Source organism: Pseudoxanthomonas sp. LjRoot143, from assembly GCF_964252945.1.
Lineage (GTDB): Bacteria > Pseudomonadota > Gammaproteobacteria > Xanthomonadales > Xanthomonadaceae > Pseudoxanthomonas_A.
Window position 1 is genome coordinate 872,769 of the sequence record NZ_CAXUPM020000001.1, and the last position, 15,608, is coordinate 888,376.

Genomic DNA, 15,608 nt, shown 5'->3' on the forward strand with positions numbered 1-15,608 from the left:
TCAGACCGTTCTGGAAGCAATGGGGAAGCGCGCGGCCAGGTCGCGGACCTGGCGTCCGGGAAACGCATCCATGTCCGGTCGCGAGACCCAGTTCGCCAACGCCGGCGGAAGGGGAAGGTGGGTCCGGTTGGCCGGCAGGCCGTCGAAGGGTGCCGATTCGCTCAACACCAGGCTGCAGGCCGGCGGCAGGGACGTGCTGCCCAGCGCTGCCAGCCGCGCCGGCACTCCCTCGCCGTAGCGGAACCCCATCAACGTCGCCTCCGCGGCTTCATCGCCGGCGCCGGGCACCAGCGCACGCCGGCTCGCGTGCAGGCGCTGCAACTCGTCCAGGTGGCCGGGCCAGTCGGTGACGGGCTGCCACAGCCACAGCGCGGCGGGTGGATGTTCCTGCACCAGCCGGAGCGCGGGAAGCGCGCCTCCGCGTACTCCCATCACGAACAGCGGGGCGTGCGGGACGCGGCTGCGCAACGATGCCAGCGCTTCGGTGGCGTCCTTGCAGGCGCCTTCGGGCGTGAAGTCGTCGTCGTCGCCTGCGGAATCGCCGGTGCCGTAGTAGTCGAAGCGCAGCGTCGCGATGCCGCGCTCGCTCAATGCATCCGCCAGCAACGCGAACAGGCGATAGCTGCGCGCATGCTCGTGGAAGAACGGCGGGCACACCAGCAGCGCGCCCTGGGGGGGATCCTGGGCTGGGTGGAAGACACCGAACAGGCGGCGGGCGGGCGAGCCGAAATGCAGCGGGAGCCTGCCTGCCATCAGGCCTCTCCCGACGCGTCGCCGCGTCCGAACAGGCGACGCAGGCGTGCGCCAAGGGAGGTGTTGCGGGACGTCCCGCGCGATGCCTCCGCGGGGATCTCCATCGCCAGCACACGCAACGTGTTGTTGGCGACCTTGAGCAGGTTGAGGCGAACGCCGGTGCGCTTCTCCACCCGCGAGATCATCGTCATCGCCAGCAGGGAGTGCCCGCCCAGGTCGATGAAATTGTCCTGCGGCCCGATGTCGCCGATGCCGAGCAGATCACTCCATACCTCGGCGATCAGGACCTCGGCCGGTGTCAGCGCGGTTGCGAACGGCGCGGTGGCTGCCGCTTCCTGCGGCGTGGATTGCGCGGAGCCCCGCGCGGCAGCCGCCGGCACTGCCTTGGCCGGTGCGCCACCGATCAGCGACACGATGCTGGTCGCGGGCGCATCGGCGATGCGTGTCAGCAGCTGCACATAGCGTGCGAGCAGCCCGTCGATGGTGGCCGCGTCGAACACGACCGCATCGTGGAGCAGTTGTGCGGAAAGGCCGGCGGGACGATCGAAGAACCAGATCATCAGGTCTTCGGTCACTTCCTGCGCGAGCAGCGGCAACTGTTCGACCGTCAGGCGGCCCCACCCATCGGGACGTTCGCTGATGTCTTCGTAGGAGAACTGTGCGTGGTACGGCGAACCGGGACGTGCGAAGCCGCGCAGTGCGGGCTGGCGCAGCAGGTCGTCCAACTGCACGTGCGGACGCGAAATGCCGTCGAGCACCAGGCTGCGCGTCTGCGCCAGCAATTGGTCGAAGCCCTGTTCGGGCGCAATCTCCACCATCACCGGCACGGTGCCGGTGAACATGCCCATCAGGGGCGTCGCCGCCGCGGCATCCACGAAGCGCGTCGGCGAACTGAGCAGCGGCCGAATTTCGCCACCGTGGCCATGCAGCAGCACCTCGAAGGCCGCCATCAGCACCACGTACAGCGTGGTCCCGTTGTCGCGTGCGACCTGTCGCAGGCGTGCCGTGAGGTCGGGATCGAGGGACAGCTGCGACATGCCGGCGGCACGTGGCGCGCCGGGCGTGCGCGGCCTGTCGGTGGCGAGCGGCGGCGGCAGCCCTGCCGGCTGCAGGAGCCGCTGCCACTGGTCCAGCTGCTCGCGGGTGTGTTGCCCGTGGAGCGCGCTGTCGAGTGTCTGGCGGTGCCAGTACGCGTAGTCGACGTAGTCCACCGCCAGTTCCGGCAGGTCCGCTGCGGGCACTCCGCATTCCATGGCATAGGCGGCGCCCATCTCGCGGCAGAACAGATCCGTCGACCCGCCATCCCACAACGCGTGGTGGGGCATCAGGAAGAAGACGTGCTCCTGCGGATTCAGCCGGAACAACTGCGTATGGAAGCTGGGGGATTGCGTCAGGTCGATGGGCGCACCCGCCAGGGTACGCAGCGTCCGCGCCAGCCAGTCGCGCTGTCCGGATTCCGGCAGGTCGGGGGCATCGATGATAGGCGGCAGCGTGGCGGTGGCGTCGTCGGCGGGCGTCACGACCTGCGCGGGGCCGTCCTCGGTCTGGACGATGCGCGTGCGCAGCGTCGCCTGGCGGGCCACCACGCGCTCGAACGCACGCGCGAAGGCGGCTTCGTCGAACGCTCCCCGCAGGTGGAAGGCGAGCGGGATGTTGTAGGCGGCGCTGCCGGGATTCAGCTGGCCGTGGATCCAGATGCGCTCCTGCATCAGGGTCAGCGGTGCCGGTCCGCCGTGTGCCGTGCGGTGCTCCAGCACGGGTGCGTCCATCGCGACGCCTGCCTGTACGGCGGCGGCCAGCCCGGCGATGGTCGGCGCATCGAACACCGTGCGCAGCGGCAGGTCGACCGGGAACGTGCGGCGGATGTTCTCCAGCAGCCGCGCCGCCAGCAGCGAATGGCCGCCGATCGCAAAGAAGTCGTCGTGGATGCCGACCTCCTCGCGCGACAGCACGGCGCGGACCAGGTCGGCGATGCACCGCTCGACGTCGTTGCGCGGCGCCACCGGCTGTGTCGTTGCCGTCGCCGTCGTATCGCCCGGCGGCGGCAACGACTTGCGGTCGATCTTGCCGTTGGGCAACAGCGGGAACGTCTGCAGCGTGACGAAATGCTGCGGGACCATGTAGCTGGGCAACCGCTCGCGCAATTGCTGTCGCAGCGTGGCAGGCGCGGGAACAGCGCCCGCGGTGGGCGTCAGGTAGGCGACGATGCGGACGTCCCCGGGACGGTCTTCGCGCGTGACCACGACCGTGCGCTCCACGCCGTCGCACTCGGACAGGCTGGCTTCGATCTCGCCCAGTTCGATGCGATAGCCGCGCACCTTGACCTGGAAATCAAGGCGGCCCATGTGCTCCAGGCGTCCGTCGTTGCGCCAGCGGCCGCGGTCCCCGGTGCGGTACAGCCATCCGCCGGGCGACATCGGATCGTCGATGAAGCGCTCGCGCGTGAGTTCCTCGCGATGCAGGTAGCCCAGGGTCACGCCGCCGCCGCCGATCCAGATCTCGCCCGGAACGCCGATAGGGCACGGTTGCAGCCTGGCGTCCAGGATCCAGACGGTGGTGTTGTCGATCGGGCGGCCGATCGAGATGTACGGATCGTCGGCGCCGATGGATTCGCACGTGGACCAGACGGTGGTTTCGGTCGGTCCGTACATGTTCCACAGTTGTGCGCCATCGTTGCACAGTGGGCGGACCAGGTCGGTCGGCAGCGCTTCGCCGCCGCACAGCGCCTTGAATCCCGCCGGCGGCCGCCAGCCGGTCTCCAGCAACATGCGCCACGACGCGGGCGTGGCCTGCATGAGCGTGGCGTCGTGTTCGCGCAGCAGCCCGGCGAGCGATGGTCCATCCATGGCCTCTTCGCGCGAGGCCAGGATGATTTCCGCACCGGTGCACAAAGGTAGGAAGAGCTCAAGCACCGCGATGTCGAACGACAGCGTGGTGACCGCCACCAGACGGTCGTCGGCCGTCATGCCCGGTGTATGCCGCATGCTCAGCAGGAAGTTGACCACGGCCCGGTGCGGAACGACCACGCCCTTGGGACGTCCCGTCGAGCCCGAGGTGTAGATGACGTAGGCCGGTGATTCCGGCGTCGCCGCGCGCTCATCGTCGGCCAACGGCAGCGGGGTGCCGGACGCCGTGGGCAGGTCGCGATCCAGCAGCAGCGTCCGCGCTGCGGGCCAATCCAGCAGCTCGACGGTGTCCGTCTGCGCCAGCAGCAGCGCAAGATCCGCATCGCGCGCCATGTAGTCGAGGCGGTCGCGCGGGTAGGCGGGATCCAGCGGAACATAGGCGGCCCCGGCTTCGAGCACGCCGAGCGCTGCGCACAGCATGTCGGGCGTACGGTCCAGGCACAGGCCCACCAGTGAACCGCGACCGATACCGCGTGCGCGCAACGCATGGGCGATCTGCAGGCCACGCGCGCGCAGCCGCGCGAAGTCCCATTGCTCGCCCTGATGGCGCAGCGCGACCCGCTGCGGCGTCGCCAGCGCCTGCGCAGCGATCAGATCGGTCAGGCGCAGGTGGGCGTCGCGCGGGGTACGCGCGGGCTGCAGCGCGTGCAGGGCGGCCAACTGGGTAGGCGACGTGATCGGCAGCGCGCCGATCGCCGCATCCGGCTCGAGCAGGCCGGCGGACAGCACCGTTTCGTAAGCTTCCAGCCAGCGCTCGATGGTGGACGGCGCGAACACCATGCCGTCGTACCCTGCCTGCGCGAGCAGCTGCCCGCCCTCGCGGGTCACCGTCACGGCCAGTTCGGTGCCCGGCGCAGGACGGGCGTCGCCGCCGAACAGGACCGACGGCGTCGCCAGGGCATCGACGGCGGCGCGCCACGCGTCAGGCGCCGCCTCCGCGTGGCGGAGCGCGGCAACCCGTTCGCCGTGCGCGCGACCGACCTGCGTGCGGAAACTGTCCGTGCCTTCCAGCGTGACCGACAGCGGCATCGGGCCCACCGCACCGGCCGCGGTGCCCACGGCGAGGCTGTCCTCGCCGCACAGCCTGCCGACCAGTACGCAGAAGGCGGCGAGCAGGACGTCGTGGATCTCCACGCCCGCGTCGCGAGCAAGGGCGTCCAGCGCCTCGCCGGTCGGCAGCGGAAAGCGCCGTTGCACGTGCTCCGAGACGGCCGCGGTCCGCGCCGTGCGTGGGAAGTCGGTCGGCAGTTCGACCACCGGCAATCCGGCGGACTGGCGTTCCTGCCAGTAGGAGAGGGAGGCGTTGACGGGGCTGGATTGGGTCACGGCGGTCCGGTGTCGGGCGTTCGAATGCATCCATTGAACGGAAATAGTCGCGCCGATCGGTCAGGGCCGGTATCGGGCCTCCGCTCCGTGTCTTTCAGGGACATGCGACAGGTTGACGCAGGCGGCCACGCCGGGTCACCGGATTTCCCTGACACTCCGGAGTCGATCGATGCTGGGTAATGCAAGCAAGCTGGCGAAGATGGTGAAGCGGGTCGGCGTGCGGGGCGTTCTGCGCAACGTGCCGGTGTGGTGCCGCTTGGCGTACGACCGGTACCACGAACGACGGCTGGGCATCCGCACCGAAGGCATCGTCGCCGTCGACGAACTGGCGCGCATCGACGGTGCACAGGAGCACGGGGCGCACGCGGTGTTCTACCAGCCGTGGCCCTACGCGAAGTTCAAGCGCATGATGCGCGCGCTGCCGGACGTGGACCCGCGGCGGTTCACCTTCATCGATTTCGGTTCCGGCAAGGGGCGCGCGCTGGTGCTCGCCGCCGACCACGGTTTCGCGCGCGTGGTCGGCGTGGAGCTGTTCGCCTCGCTGTGCGACGAAGCCCGCGACAACATCGAGCGCTACCGCAGAAAAAGCGGCGACACGCAGTCGCGGATCGACGTGGCGTGCATGGACGCCACGCGCTACACGCTGCCGGAGGGCGACCTGCTCTGCTATTTCTACAACCCGTTCGACGAAGTGGTCATGCAGCAGGTGCTCGCCGGCATCGAGGCCGGCGTCGCCGCGAAGCCGCGACGCCTGGTCATCGGGTATGCCAACCCGGTCTGCCATGCCGTGTTCGACCGGGCGCCGACGTTGCGGCTGGTCGCTGCGAACGACAGCTTCCGCGTCTACGCGAATCACGCCTGAGGCATCGGGCCGCTCAGGAGTCCTGGTCGGAGTAGGTCATGTGGATGCGATCGGGGTCGGGCGCGGGATCGTCCGGGTGCAGCCAGCGCCCCATCACCGGCTGGTCGCTGCGGTGGATGAAGCGCTCACCCAACCAGCCGTCGCGCGCATGGCGATCGCCCGTCATCCCGATGTCGACAGCGGTATGGCCGTCGGAGACGGCCCGGTCCAGTAGCACCTTGATCGCATGCCGGCGCTTCGTCAGCGTGTTGTCGACGAACCAGTAGTCCAGCACGGACAGCGTGCCCGGCGAACCGGTGGAGTCCTCGCAGGCGAACCACGCGCAGAGCCGCTCGCCGTGCGTGACCAGCAGGAAGCGCATCCGTTCGCTCGGCGCGGTGTTGAAGCGCCATTTCGCCAGTGCGTAGTCCCGCACCGCCAGCAGGCCATGGCCCGTGTCCGAATCACGCCACACGGCGTCCATGCGCGGATCGGGTACGTCGCTCCAGTGGCAGCGCGTGCCCGCGCGCGCGGCGGCACGCAGTGCGTGGCGCAGGCGCACCGCCGCATTGACGAAGGGCGCGAGTGGCCGCGCCAGCATGGCGGGCATGACGCGCGACAGGTACTGGCCGTACCGGAGGACCTTCACGTAACGGCCGAACTGGCACAGCGTGCGATGGCCGGCGCGCTTCAGGATCGCCGTCGCCTTCGGATTGGGGATGCCGTAGATGAAGTCGAAGCGCCCCTTGCAGGCCTCCACGATCGCCGCCTGCAGCATCAACGCCGGGCCCAGCGTGCGGTGGGCCGGCAGCACCGAAAAGTGGGAGATGACCGCCGCGCGGATATCCGCGCCATCGAGCAGCATCCGCCGCGGCACCGCCGCGATGACGCCGGCCACCTGGCCGGACTCGACATGGCGCAACAACCGGATGATCGGCGTGCCGAACGGGCAGTGCTCGTAGAAGTGCGCCAGCTTGCCGGCATGCTCCTCATCGGGGCCGAAATGGCCGCTCCATGCGGCGAGGATCGCGTCGCGGTCGCGCGTCGCGTCCCCTTCCTCGATCACGTAAGCGGGTGTCTGTTCGGCGTGCATCTGGGCTCACTGATGGAGGCCGGCGCGGCGCGCCGGCGGTACGGTGGCAGGGCGGTGCGGTGCGATGTCGTTCGATGGCATGCTGAGCGCATGAGCCGACGCCTCACGCCGTATCCCCCCGGGCATTCTGCCATCGATTTTTCCGCGGCATTCGCCGCGGCGCTGCAGCGTGGCGATGACGCATGCGTTGCGCGTCGCACGCATCCCGTCGTCGCCGTGCTGTGCGACCTGTCCGTGTGGCGCCCGTGGAGCACGGAGGCGCGCGCCCTGATCGATGCGCCGGAGCGCGCGCGCGTGGATCGCCTGCGGGATGCCGCCGACCGCGAGGAGCGTGCGCTGGCCTACGCGCTGCACCGCTTCCTGCTCGGCGCGTGGCTCCGCGAAGCGCCGGTGGAGGTGCCGCTGTATCGCGACGAGGCGGGCCGTCCGCGGCTGTCGGGGATGCATGCCCGCGTCTGCACGAGCCTCAGCCATCCACGGGGATTCGCCGCCTTTGCGATCAGCGATGCGGGCAGCGTCGGCATCGACCTGGAGCCGGTGGCGCATGCCGGTGCGATGGAAGAGATCGCCCGGCTGGCGACGCACGCCGATGAACGCGACGAGCTGGCGCACCTGGACGACGCAGGCCGTGCGGACGCACTGCTCGCGATCTGGGTGCGCAAGGAGGCCTACCTGAAGGCGGAGGGCGTGGGACTGCAGCGTCCGCCAAGTACGTTTGCGGCACCCGCAGGCGTTCCCCTGCCTGCCACCGACGTGGCCGCAGGACTGGAAGTGCGCATGCTCGATGCAGGCGCAGGCCACAAGGCCGCCATCGCGCTGCCCGTGGGCAGCGACGTGCAGGTTGTCTGGTGGTGGCCGCCGGCGTCCCCCTGATCGCATCGGCGTGCCGTCAGGCGTGGTCGTCCAGTTCCGGGACGTCCACCACCAGCACGGGCGGCTGGTGCAGGTAGCGCGTGGTTCGTCGCTTGTTGCGGATGTCGTCGTAGACGGCCTGCGCCTGCGCTTCGCCGATCGAGAGCGCTGCCGCCAGGTCGGCTGCGGAGCGGTCGTGGTTCAGCGCCCACACGGCCAGGTCCATCTGCCGGAACGGCAGCGCGAAGTAGAACTCGTCCTGGCCCTGGGCAAGGCTGTAGGTATCGGTGGTCGGGATGGCGGCGCACACGCGCTCGGGCAGGCCCAGATGCCGGGCCATGCCGTACACCTGCGACTTGTAGAGGTGGGCGATGGGCTTGACGTCCGCCGATCCATCGCCGTTCTTCACGAAGAAGCCCTGGTCGTACTCCAGCCGGTTGGGCGTGCCGACGACGGCGTAGTTGAGGCGGTCGGCGTGGAAATACTCGAGCGTCTTGCGGATGCGCTGCTTGAAGTTGGTCGCCGCGACGATGGTCAGGTACTCGGACAGGCCCAGGTCGCGCTCGTGCACCGCGCCGGCGGGATCTTCCGCGATCAGGCGGAACCGGTTGAAGCGGCCCTCGACACCACCGTCGATGACGATCTTGAATTTCCAGCCCTCGCCGTACTCGGGCAACGCGGAACGCACGGCGGCGTCGCGCGCGCTGTAGCACCCGATCGCCTCGAGGGCGGGCGCGATGTCCACCGTCTCGGTGCGGATGCCGAGGTGCTCGGCGAGGATGCGGGCACGCGCCGCGCTGTCGTCGGACGAATCGCGCTCGGGCAGGATCAGGCCGTACACGCGGTCGGCACCCAGCGCACGCACCGCCAGCGATACGCTGACCGAGCTGTCGATGCCGCCCGAAATGGCGACGACCAGGCCGCGGCGATGCAGCTGCCGCGCGGTGATTTCGCGGATACGGCTGCAGATCCGATCGGCTTCCTGCGCATAGTCGATATCGAGTACGTTCCAGTCGAGCGAGGTCATGCGGTCTCCGGGATTCTGAAAAAGTTGGGAATGAAACGGGATGCGGTAGTCATGGCGAGGTGCTCGTGGCGAGGCCGGGCGATACGCCGGCAACCTCCGCCAGCGCGGCGCGCCGGATCTTGCCCGACGCGGTGCGCGGCAGGGCGTCGACGAATTCGATGTGCCTGGGCACCTTGTAGGCGGCGAGGCGCTGCCGGCAATGCGCGCGGATCGCCGCGACATCGGGCGCAGCGTGCGGGTGCGGCACGACATAGGCCTTGATGACCTGGCCGAGCACCTCGTCATCGATGCCGATGGCGGCCACCTCGCTCACGCCGGGAAGTTCGGCGATGGCTTCTTCGATGTCGCCGGGAAAGACGCGGTGGGCGCCGGTCTTGATCATGTCGCTGCGTCGGCCGTCGAGGAACAGGAACCCGTCGGCGTCGAGTCGACCGACATCGCCGGTATGCAGCCAGCCGTCCTTCAGGACCTTGGCCGTGACCACCGGGTCCCGCCAGTAGCCGAGCATCACGCCGGGACCCTGGACGCAGACTTCCCCGTCTTCTCCCTGTGCAGCCGGTGCGCCATCGTCGCGCACGATGCGCAGCACGACGCCCTCGATGGGGATGCCCACCGAGCCGGGTTTGTCGTCCAGGCGCTCGGGCGGCAACCAGGTGATGCGCGAGGTCGCCTCGGTCTGGCCGTACATGACGAACAGTCGCGGACCGGGCAGGGCGAGGCGCAGGCGGCGGGTGAGCGCAGGCGCCATCGCGCCGCCGGCCTGGGTGAGGTAGCGCAGCGAAGACAGGTCGTAGTCCTGCAGGGGGACGCGGTCCAGCAACAGCGCGAACGTGGAGGGCACGCCGGAAAAACCGGTGATGCGCTCGCGTTGCAGGTACTCGACCAGCAGGTGCGGGAACACCAGATTGTCGGCCAGGTGCACGCATGCGCCGACCAGCAGATGCGTGTGCAGCACCGACGCGCCGTAGGCGTAGTAGAACGGCAGCACGCTCAGCACGCTGTCGCGCTCGCACAACTGCAGGTAGGCCACCACGGCACGTGCGTTGGCCAGCAGGTTGCCGTGGCTGAGGGTCACGCCCTTGGGCGCACCGGTGGTGCCGGAGGTGTACAGGATCAGCGCCGGATCGTCTTCGCCGGGCGAGGGCAGTCCGGCCTCGGGAATCGCTTCCCCGCTCGGCCAGGTCAGCGTGTCCGCCACCAGGCACTGCAACGACGGCCCGATGTCCTGAGCGGCGGCCACGGCGTCCGCGTGGGCGGCCTGGTGCACCAGGACGCGCGCTTCGCAATGCCGCAGCCACGGCACCAGATCGCGAGTGCGCGCCTGGACGTTCAGCGAGACCGCCACGCCGCCCGCCAGCCAGGTTCCGTAGATCGCCACGGCCGCGTCGCTGCCGTTGGGCAGCAGGATCGCGGCCCGTTCACCCGGCCGCAGTCCACGCTCCCGCAGGTGTTCGGCGAACGCGCCCGCGCGCTGCCAGAACGCGGCGTAAGACAGGCGCTGGTCCGCCTCGACCAGGGCGACGGCCGCAGGCGAGCGGCGGGCCATCCGGCCAACCAGGGCGGGGAGCGAATCCACGGACGGCGTCAGCTGGCGAGCTTGCGGCTCACGAAGCCGTCGACCGATTCGACCGTGTGGAAGTTCGCCGGCACCATTTCCTCGGGGGTCACGGCGATGTGGAAGCGTTCTTCCAGGAAGTCGATCAGTTCGATGATGCCGGTGGAATCGATGATGCCTCCCGCGATCAGGGCATCCTGGTCGCCGAGGCTGGAATCGTCGTCGGCGAACAGGAAATTCTGCAGGATGTAGCGCTTGATCTCTTGCCGTTGTTGCATGTTGCCCAGTCCTTTCGGGAGTTCTTCCCCTTAACGGACGAACGTTGCGGCGGCGGCCAACGGCCGCCGGCCTCAGGCGCGCAGTTGCCGGTGCACCAGCATCGTCGAGAGGATGCCCACGAACGCCTGGTTGTCGGCGAACCCGGTGGCGCGCCCCTGGCGGCATTTCTCGAACAGCCGGCCCGCTGCGGCAGGGTCGAAATACCCGGCTTCGCGCAGCGATTCCGGGCTGAACAGCTCGGCGACGTAATCCAGCGGTTTGCCGTCGAAGAAGAAGCTCTGGCTGTCCGGGGCGCGGTAGGGTTGCTTGGTGCGGCGCAGGATGTCGGCGGGCAGCAGGTCCGCCAGCGCCTTGCGCAGCAGGTACTTCTCGGTCATGCCGCGCAGCTTGAAGCTGGGGGGCAGGCGGTTGGCGAACTCGATCACGCGATGGTCCAGGAACGGGAAGCGTCCCTCGATGGAGTTGGCCATCGCCACCCGGTCGCCCTGCGACGACAGCAGGTAGCCGGCGAGCAGGCTCTTGGCTTCCACGTACTGGTCGCGCGCCATCGGCGCCCAGGAGGCGATGTCCGACGGGAGCGTGCGTTCGTAGGCCGCCAGCGGATCCCAGTCGCCGACCGCGGCGCGCAGGTCGGACGACAGCAGGCCGAGCGCGCGCTGCGACGTGGCCCAGCGCGGCACATGGGCGAAGATGGGGCGGTGCAGGTGTTCCATGCCCTGCCCGAAGAACTGCTGGGCGAAGGCCGGAGTGCGCACGGGCGAGTTGGGCAGGTAGCCGTACAGCCGCTCCAGCAGGCGCGGACGCAACCGGGACCCGGGTTGCCGGGCCCAGAAGCGACGCACCTTGGCTTCCTTGAAGATGTCGTAGCCGCCGAACACCTCGTCCGCGCCCTCGCCGGTCAGCACGACCTTGTAGCCGTGTTCGCGGACGCTGCCGGCCAGCAGCATCAGCGGCACCGGGGCCGTGCGCAGGATGGGAGTTTCCGTGTGGCGGATCAGGCGCGGAAAGGCCTCGCCGATGTCGCGGCGGGTGCAGCGCAGCATGGTGTGTTCGGTGCCCAGGTGCCGCACCATCGCTGCCTGGTGTTCGCTCTCGTCGAACTCGCCGTCCTCGAACGCCACCGAGAACGTGCGGACCGGCGTATCGGTGAAGCCCTTGATCATCGCGACGATGCCAGAGGAATCCAGCCCGCCGCTGAGGTAGGCGCCGACCGGAACGTCGGCGCGCAGCTGCAACCGCACGGCATCGACCAGCAGGTCGCGAAGCTGGGCGGTGGCGGCTTCGATGCTGTCCGGAAAGCGTGCCGGCGACGTCGCTTCGGCATTCGGGAAACGCCAGTCCCAGTAGCGGCGCAGGGTCTGGCGGCCATCGTGCTCGATGGACATCAGGCAGCCGGGCGGCAGGCTCTGGACGTCTGCGTAGACCGTGCCGGGATCGACCGGCGCCCAGTAGGTCAGGGTCTGTGCCAGTCCGATCGGGTCCAGCGCGCGGGTGGACGGCAGCACGGCGTGCAGGGCCTTCACTTCGGAGGCGAACCACAGGCAGCCGCGGCCCTGCGCATGGAACAGCGGGCGGATGCCGGCGCGATCACGCGCCAGCACCAGGCGCCGCCGCGCGTTGTCCCACAGCGCGATGGCGAACTGGCCGTTGAGGTGTTCGACGAAATCGTCCCCGTACCGGTCGTACAGGTGCACGATGACTTCGGTGTCCGATTGCGTGTAGAACCGGTGGCCTGCCGCTTCCAGGTCCCGGCGCAGTTCCAGGTAGTTGAAGATCTCGCCGTTGAACACGGTCCAGACCGTGCCGCCGGGATTGCGGATCGGCTGGTCGCCCGTGGCGAGGTCGATGATCGACAGGCGTGCGTGCGCCAGGCCGACACCGGGTTCGACGTGGAAGCCGTAGCCGTCCGGTCCCCGATGCGCCAACCGGGTGATCATGGTCGACAGTTCCGCCTCGGGCGCTTCCGGGCCGGCGGAGAGAGCGACGAAGCCGGCTATGCCGCACATGCTGCAACTCCTGCGCAGGAGGGGCTGGCCGCGCGTCCGGGGACGGACGCGAAGTCGGTGTGTGGCGACCTGTCGGGCAAGGCTCGGCTCCTGGCGATGGACATGGGATGTGCTGCACTGCGAACGTGGCGCCATGCCGTTTCCGGACATCCGCACGCCCGGTCCTTTGGCATTTGCGCGCATTGCGTGTCAGAGTAGCGCCGCCGTGCGCGGGTGGGGGCCTGCGTGCAGGTGCGGTGCCGGCGAGGCCGGTTTTCAGGGGTATCCACGTTGTCTGTCGGAGCAGCAACGGTTCGCGGTGGACTGCGGACACACGTTATGGATGGGGGGCGCAGGATCTTGCAGGCGAGGACGGACTCTTCTTTGGAGGCGGTGATCGATCCGATGTTCCGCGCGGCGGCCTGGTGCGCGTCCGCGAGGGGCGGCCGGCTGGTCGTGCTGTTCTACCACCGTGTCCTGGCCGCGCCCGATCCGATGCTGCCCACCGAGCCCGATGCGCGCATCTTCGATGCCCAGATGCGGGCCCTGGCCGGCATGTTCAACGTGCTGCCGATGGATGAGGCGATCGCGCGGCTCGCCGAAGGGCGGCTGCCCCCGCGCGCCGCCTGCATCACGTTCGACGACGGTTACCGCGACAACCTGCAGATCGCCGCCCCGATCCTGGCGCGCCATGGCATGACGGCGACGTTCTTCGTCGCCAGTGGCTTCCTCGACGGCGGCAGGATGTTCAACGACACCGTGCGCGAAAGCGTGCGCCGGTTGCCGACCGGCGAGCACGACCTGTCATGGCTCAACCTCGGTCGTCGGCAGGTGGACGACAGCGCCTCGCGCATGTCGCTGTTCATGGATGCCGTGGCGGCCATCAAGTACCTCGACCCGGACGCGCGCGATGCCGCCGGCGAACGGCTGGCCGCACTGGCGGACGCACCGCTTCCCGGCGACCTGATGATGACCTCGGATGAAGTGCGCGCGCTGCAGCGTTCCGGCATGGAAGTGGGCGGCCACACGCTGACGCATCCGATCCTCAGCAGGATCGAGGATGAAGAAGCCCGGCGGCAGATCGACGGCAACCGCGCCGTGCTCTCGTCGCTGCTCGAACGGCCGCCGCGCTTCTTCGCGTATCCCAACGGCGTGCCGCAGCGCGATTACGCCGCCCGGCATGTCGCCATGGCGCGCGAGGCCGGTTACCAGGCCGCGGTATCGACCGCGCGCGGCACCTGCACGCGCGACAGCGACCTGTTCCAGCTGCCACGCTTCGCGCCCTGGCATAGCCGGGCGATGGACTACCGCCTGAGCCTGCTGAAGAGCTTCGCCAAGCGGACGAGCGAAACGCGGGCCTGAGCGGCCCGGGGCGCGCTCAGAGATCCTCGGGCAAACGCTCGCTCCAGCGCCGCAGCCACGGCGCCACGCGATCGCCCACGCGCGGGAAGCGCGCCAGCAGTCCGGCCAGCGTCTGCACGTCCTGCCGCTTCCAGATGCCCAGCCACGGCGACAGGCCGACGAACAGCAGGGCGTACAGCGTGCCCGCGACGGCCTTGCTCCACATGCCCGGTACCAGGCGGACCAGCGCGAACGCGGGCAGCAGCGCCAGCCCTGCGGCCACGAACTGCGCCGCCAGCGCCCGGAAGGGATAACGCACCTTCAGCACGCGCGCGGTGATCGCCGCGAACGCGAGGAAGATGAGCAGTCGTGCGACGGCATGCGCGGCCACCGCGCCCATCAGGCCGTAGCGGGGGATCAGCAGCAACGCGGCGACCGCGGTGATGACGATCGCGCCGACGGCGAAGATGGCACGGAGTTTCTGGTTCTCCGTGGTGGCCAGGATCGCGGCGAACGCGCCTTCCGACAGGGTGAGGCCGCCGACGACCGCCATGGTCTGCAGTACCAGGATCGCAGGCGCGTAGTCGGCGCCGTACATCACCGTGATCACGGCTTCCGCCACGAACGCGACGGCACCGGCCAGGATGAGGCCGAGGAACGTGAAGTAGCGGACCGAGTCGGCGAGGATCAGGTTGACGCGTGCCTGGCCGCCGGCGCCGTACGCATGGCCCATGGCCGGCAGCAGCACGGTGGTCAGGCCCGACGACAGCAGGTCGATGCCGCCGCGGGTCAGCGACGCGGCGATGACGAAGAATCCGACATCGGCCGCGCCCACCAGCGTGTTGAGCAGGTAGGTCTCGATCGACTTGTTGCCCAGCGCGTAGATGATCGTGAGCACCACCGTCCACGCGAGGTGCGGCTTCAGGCGGGCGAGCAGGGTGGCGTCCGGCGCCGCGCGGTCGGGCCGGATGCCGGCGCGACGCAGCAGCAGTGCGGCGGCGGCGATGTGCAGCAGGCTGATCGCGGCGAACAGGATCAGGTAGGCCGACAGCGGTGCACCCGCCAGTACCAGCGCGCCGACGCCCACCAGGTTGAGCGCGGTCATGCTGAGCGTGGAGACGGCCTCGATGTCGAAGCGTGCGTAGCCTTTCGCCACCGATACCGAGAACAGGTAGTAGGCCTTGCCCAGCAGGCTGACGAGGGTCACTGCGGCGAAGAACACCAGGCTGCGCTCGCCCCAGCCGGCGGGCTCCAGCAGCGGCAGGCACGCCACGAACGCGACCGCCATGATGACCATGCAGAGGTGCTGGCGCCGCAGCAGCCAGCCATGCACTTCGCGTGCCGCCTGTGGCTCGTCGCGCCCCAGGCTTTCGGAGATGAAGCGGATGCCGGTGGTGTTGAGGCCGTTGTTGGCCAGGACCACCAACACCCCCGACAGCCACACCACGTACGAGTAGCCGCCGAAGGCATCGGGCCCGACCGCACGCGCGATCAGCACGCTGATCAGCAGGCCGACCGCGTAGTTGATGTACGTCGACCCGGTCATCAGCAGGGCGCCGCGGACGAGCGTGTCCTTGCGGAAGGCACCACTCATGGGGCGGCCCACTGTGCAGGACGGGGAGGAAGAGGCGTCACGCGATGCTCGATGGG

General features: G+C 69.4%; 11 protein-coding genes. 3 read left to right on the forward strand and 8 right to left on the reverse strand.

Annotated features, from left to right (window positions below):
• Positions 1 to 753, reverse strand: a complete 753-nt coding sequence (locus ACSQ1W_RS04110; RefSeq protein WP_436041756.1) for a serine aminopeptidase domain-containing protein — start codon at positions 751 to 753, stop codon at positions 1 to 3.
• On the reverse strand, positions 753 to 5,015 hold the full coding sequence (locus ACSQ1W_RS04115; RefSeq protein WP_436041757.1) for an amino acid adenylation domain-containing protein: 4,263 nt from the start codon (positions 5,013 to 5,015) through the stop codon (positions 753 to 755). Before ACSQ1W_RS04115 ends, ACSQ1W_RS04110 begins: the two co-directional genes overlap by 1 nt.
• 139 nt (positions 5,016 to 5,154) lie before the next feature.
• On the opposite strand from ACSQ1W_RS04115, the gene ACSQ1W_RS04120 reads away from it, so the two are divergent.
• A complete protein-coding gene (locus tag ACSQ1W_RS04120; RefSeq protein ID WP_436041758.1) occupies positions 5,155 to 5,847 on the forward strand; it encodes a methyltransferase domain-containing protein in 693 nt (230 codons plus the stop codon).
• 13 nt (positions 5,848 to 5,860) lie between these two features.
• Here the strand turns inward: ACSQ1W_RS04120 and ACSQ1W_RS04125 are convergent, their stop codons facing one another.
• Positions 5,861 to 6,919: a hypothetical protein gene (locus tag ACSQ1W_RS04125; protein WP_436041759.1), complete on the reverse strand. Its 1,059-nt coding sequence runs from the start codon at positions 6,917 to 6,919 to the stop codon at positions 5,861 to 5,863.
• A gap of 90 nt (positions 6,920 to 7,009) precedes the next feature.
• Between ACSQ1W_RS04125 and ACSQ1W_RS04130 the strand changes: the two genes are divergently transcribed.
• Positions 7,010 to 7,792 (forward strand): 4'-phosphopantetheinyl transferase family protein, encoded by a 783-nt coding sequence (locus tag ACSQ1W_RS04130; RefSeq protein WP_436041760.1) that lies wholly within the window; start codon positions 7,010 to 7,012, stop codon positions 7,790 to 7,792.
• Positions 7,793 to 7,808: 16 nt separating this feature from the next.
• On the opposite strand, the gene nadE is transcribed toward ACSQ1W_RS04130, so the two are convergent.
• From nadE to asnB, 4 genes are all read right to left on the reverse strand, one after another.
• Complete coding sequence (nadE, locus tag ACSQ1W_RS04135; protein WP_213601763.1) at positions 7,809 to 8,798, reverse strand: NAD(+) synthase; 990 nt, start codon at positions 8,796 to 8,798, stop codon at positions 7,809 to 7,811.
• A 49-nt stretch (positions 8,799 to 8,847) separates the two neighbouring features.
• Positions 8,848 to 10,374 carry a class I adenylate-forming enzyme family protein gene (locus ACSQ1W_RS04140; RefSeq protein WP_436041761.1) on the reverse strand — a complete coding sequence of 509 codons (1,527 nt, stop codon included), beginning with the start codon at positions 10,372 to 10,374 and terminating at the stop codon, positions 8,848 to 8,850.
• Positions 10,375 to 10,382: 8 nt separating this feature from the next.
• Entirely contained in the window at positions 10,383 to 10,631 is a 249-nt protein-coding gene (locus tag ACSQ1W_RS04145; protein ID WP_192269314.1) for an acyl carrier protein, read from the reverse strand.
• 72 nt (positions 10,632 to 10,703) lie between these two features.
• Positions 10,704 to 12,638: an asparagine synthase (glutamine-hydrolyzing) gene (asnB, locus tag ACSQ1W_RS04150; protein WP_436041762.1), complete on the reverse strand. Its 1,935-nt coding sequence runs from the start codon at positions 12,636 to 12,638 to the stop codon at positions 10,704 to 10,706.
• Between the two features lie 372 nt (positions 12,639 to 13,010).
• On the opposite strand from asnB, the gene ACSQ1W_RS04155 reads away from it, so the two are divergent.
• On the forward strand, positions 13,011 to 13,979 hold the full coding sequence (locus ACSQ1W_RS04155; protein ID WP_436041763.1) for a polysaccharide deacetylase family protein: 969 nt from the start codon (positions 13,011 to 13,013) through the stop codon (positions 13,977 to 13,979).
• A gap of 16 nt (positions 13,980 to 13,995) precedes the next feature.
• Here ACSQ1W_RS04155 and ACSQ1W_RS04160 read toward each other — a convergent pair whose 3' ends face one another.
• Positions 13,996 to 15,552, reverse strand: a complete 1,557-nt coding sequence (locus ACSQ1W_RS04160; protein ID WP_436041764.1) for an oligosaccharide flippase family protein — start codon at positions 15,550 to 15,552, stop codon at positions 13,996 to 13,998.
• Between the last annotated feature and the right edge of the window lie 56 nt (positions 15,553 to 15,608).

Excerpts from the sequence above, each read along its gene's own strand:
- ACSQ1W_RS04130 (WP_436041760.1), top strand. The coding sequence starts at position 7,010 with ATGAGCCGACGCCTCACGCCGTATCCCCCCGGGCATTCTGCCATCGAT.
- ACSQ1W_RS04160 (WP_436041764.1), bottom strand. The coding sequence starts at position 15,552 with ATGAGTGGTGCCTTCCGCAAGGACACGCTCGTCCGCGGCGCCCTGCTG.
- ACSQ1W_RS04145 (WP_192269314.1), bottom strand. The coding sequence starts at position 10,631 with ATGCAACAACGGCAAGAGATCAAGCGCTACATCCTGCAGAATTTCCTG.
- nadE (WP_213601763.1), bottom strand. The coding sequence starts at position 8,798 with ATGACCTCGCTCGACTGGAACGTACTCGATATCGACTATGCGCAGGAA.
- ACSQ1W_RS04120 (WP_436041758.1), top strand. The coding sequence starts at position 5,155 with ATGCTGGGTAATGCAAGCAAGCTGGCGAAGATGGTGAAGCGGGTCGGC.
- asnB (WP_436041762.1), bottom strand. The coding sequence starts at position 12,638 with ATGTGCGGCATAGCCGGCTTCGTCGCTCTCTCCGCCGGCCCGGAAGCG.
- ACSQ1W_RS04110 (WP_436041756.1), bottom strand. The coding sequence starts at position 753 with ATGGCAGGCAGGCTCCCGCTGCATTTCGGCTCGCCCGCCCGCCGCCTG.
- ACSQ1W_RS04125 (WP_436041759.1), bottom strand. The coding sequence starts at position 6,919 with ATGCACGCCGAACAGACACCCGCTTACGTGATCGAGGAAGGGGACGCG.
- ACSQ1W_RS04115 (WP_436041757.1), bottom strand. The coding sequence starts at position 5,015 with ATGCATTCGAACGCCCGACACCGGACCGCCGTGACCCAATCCAGCCCC.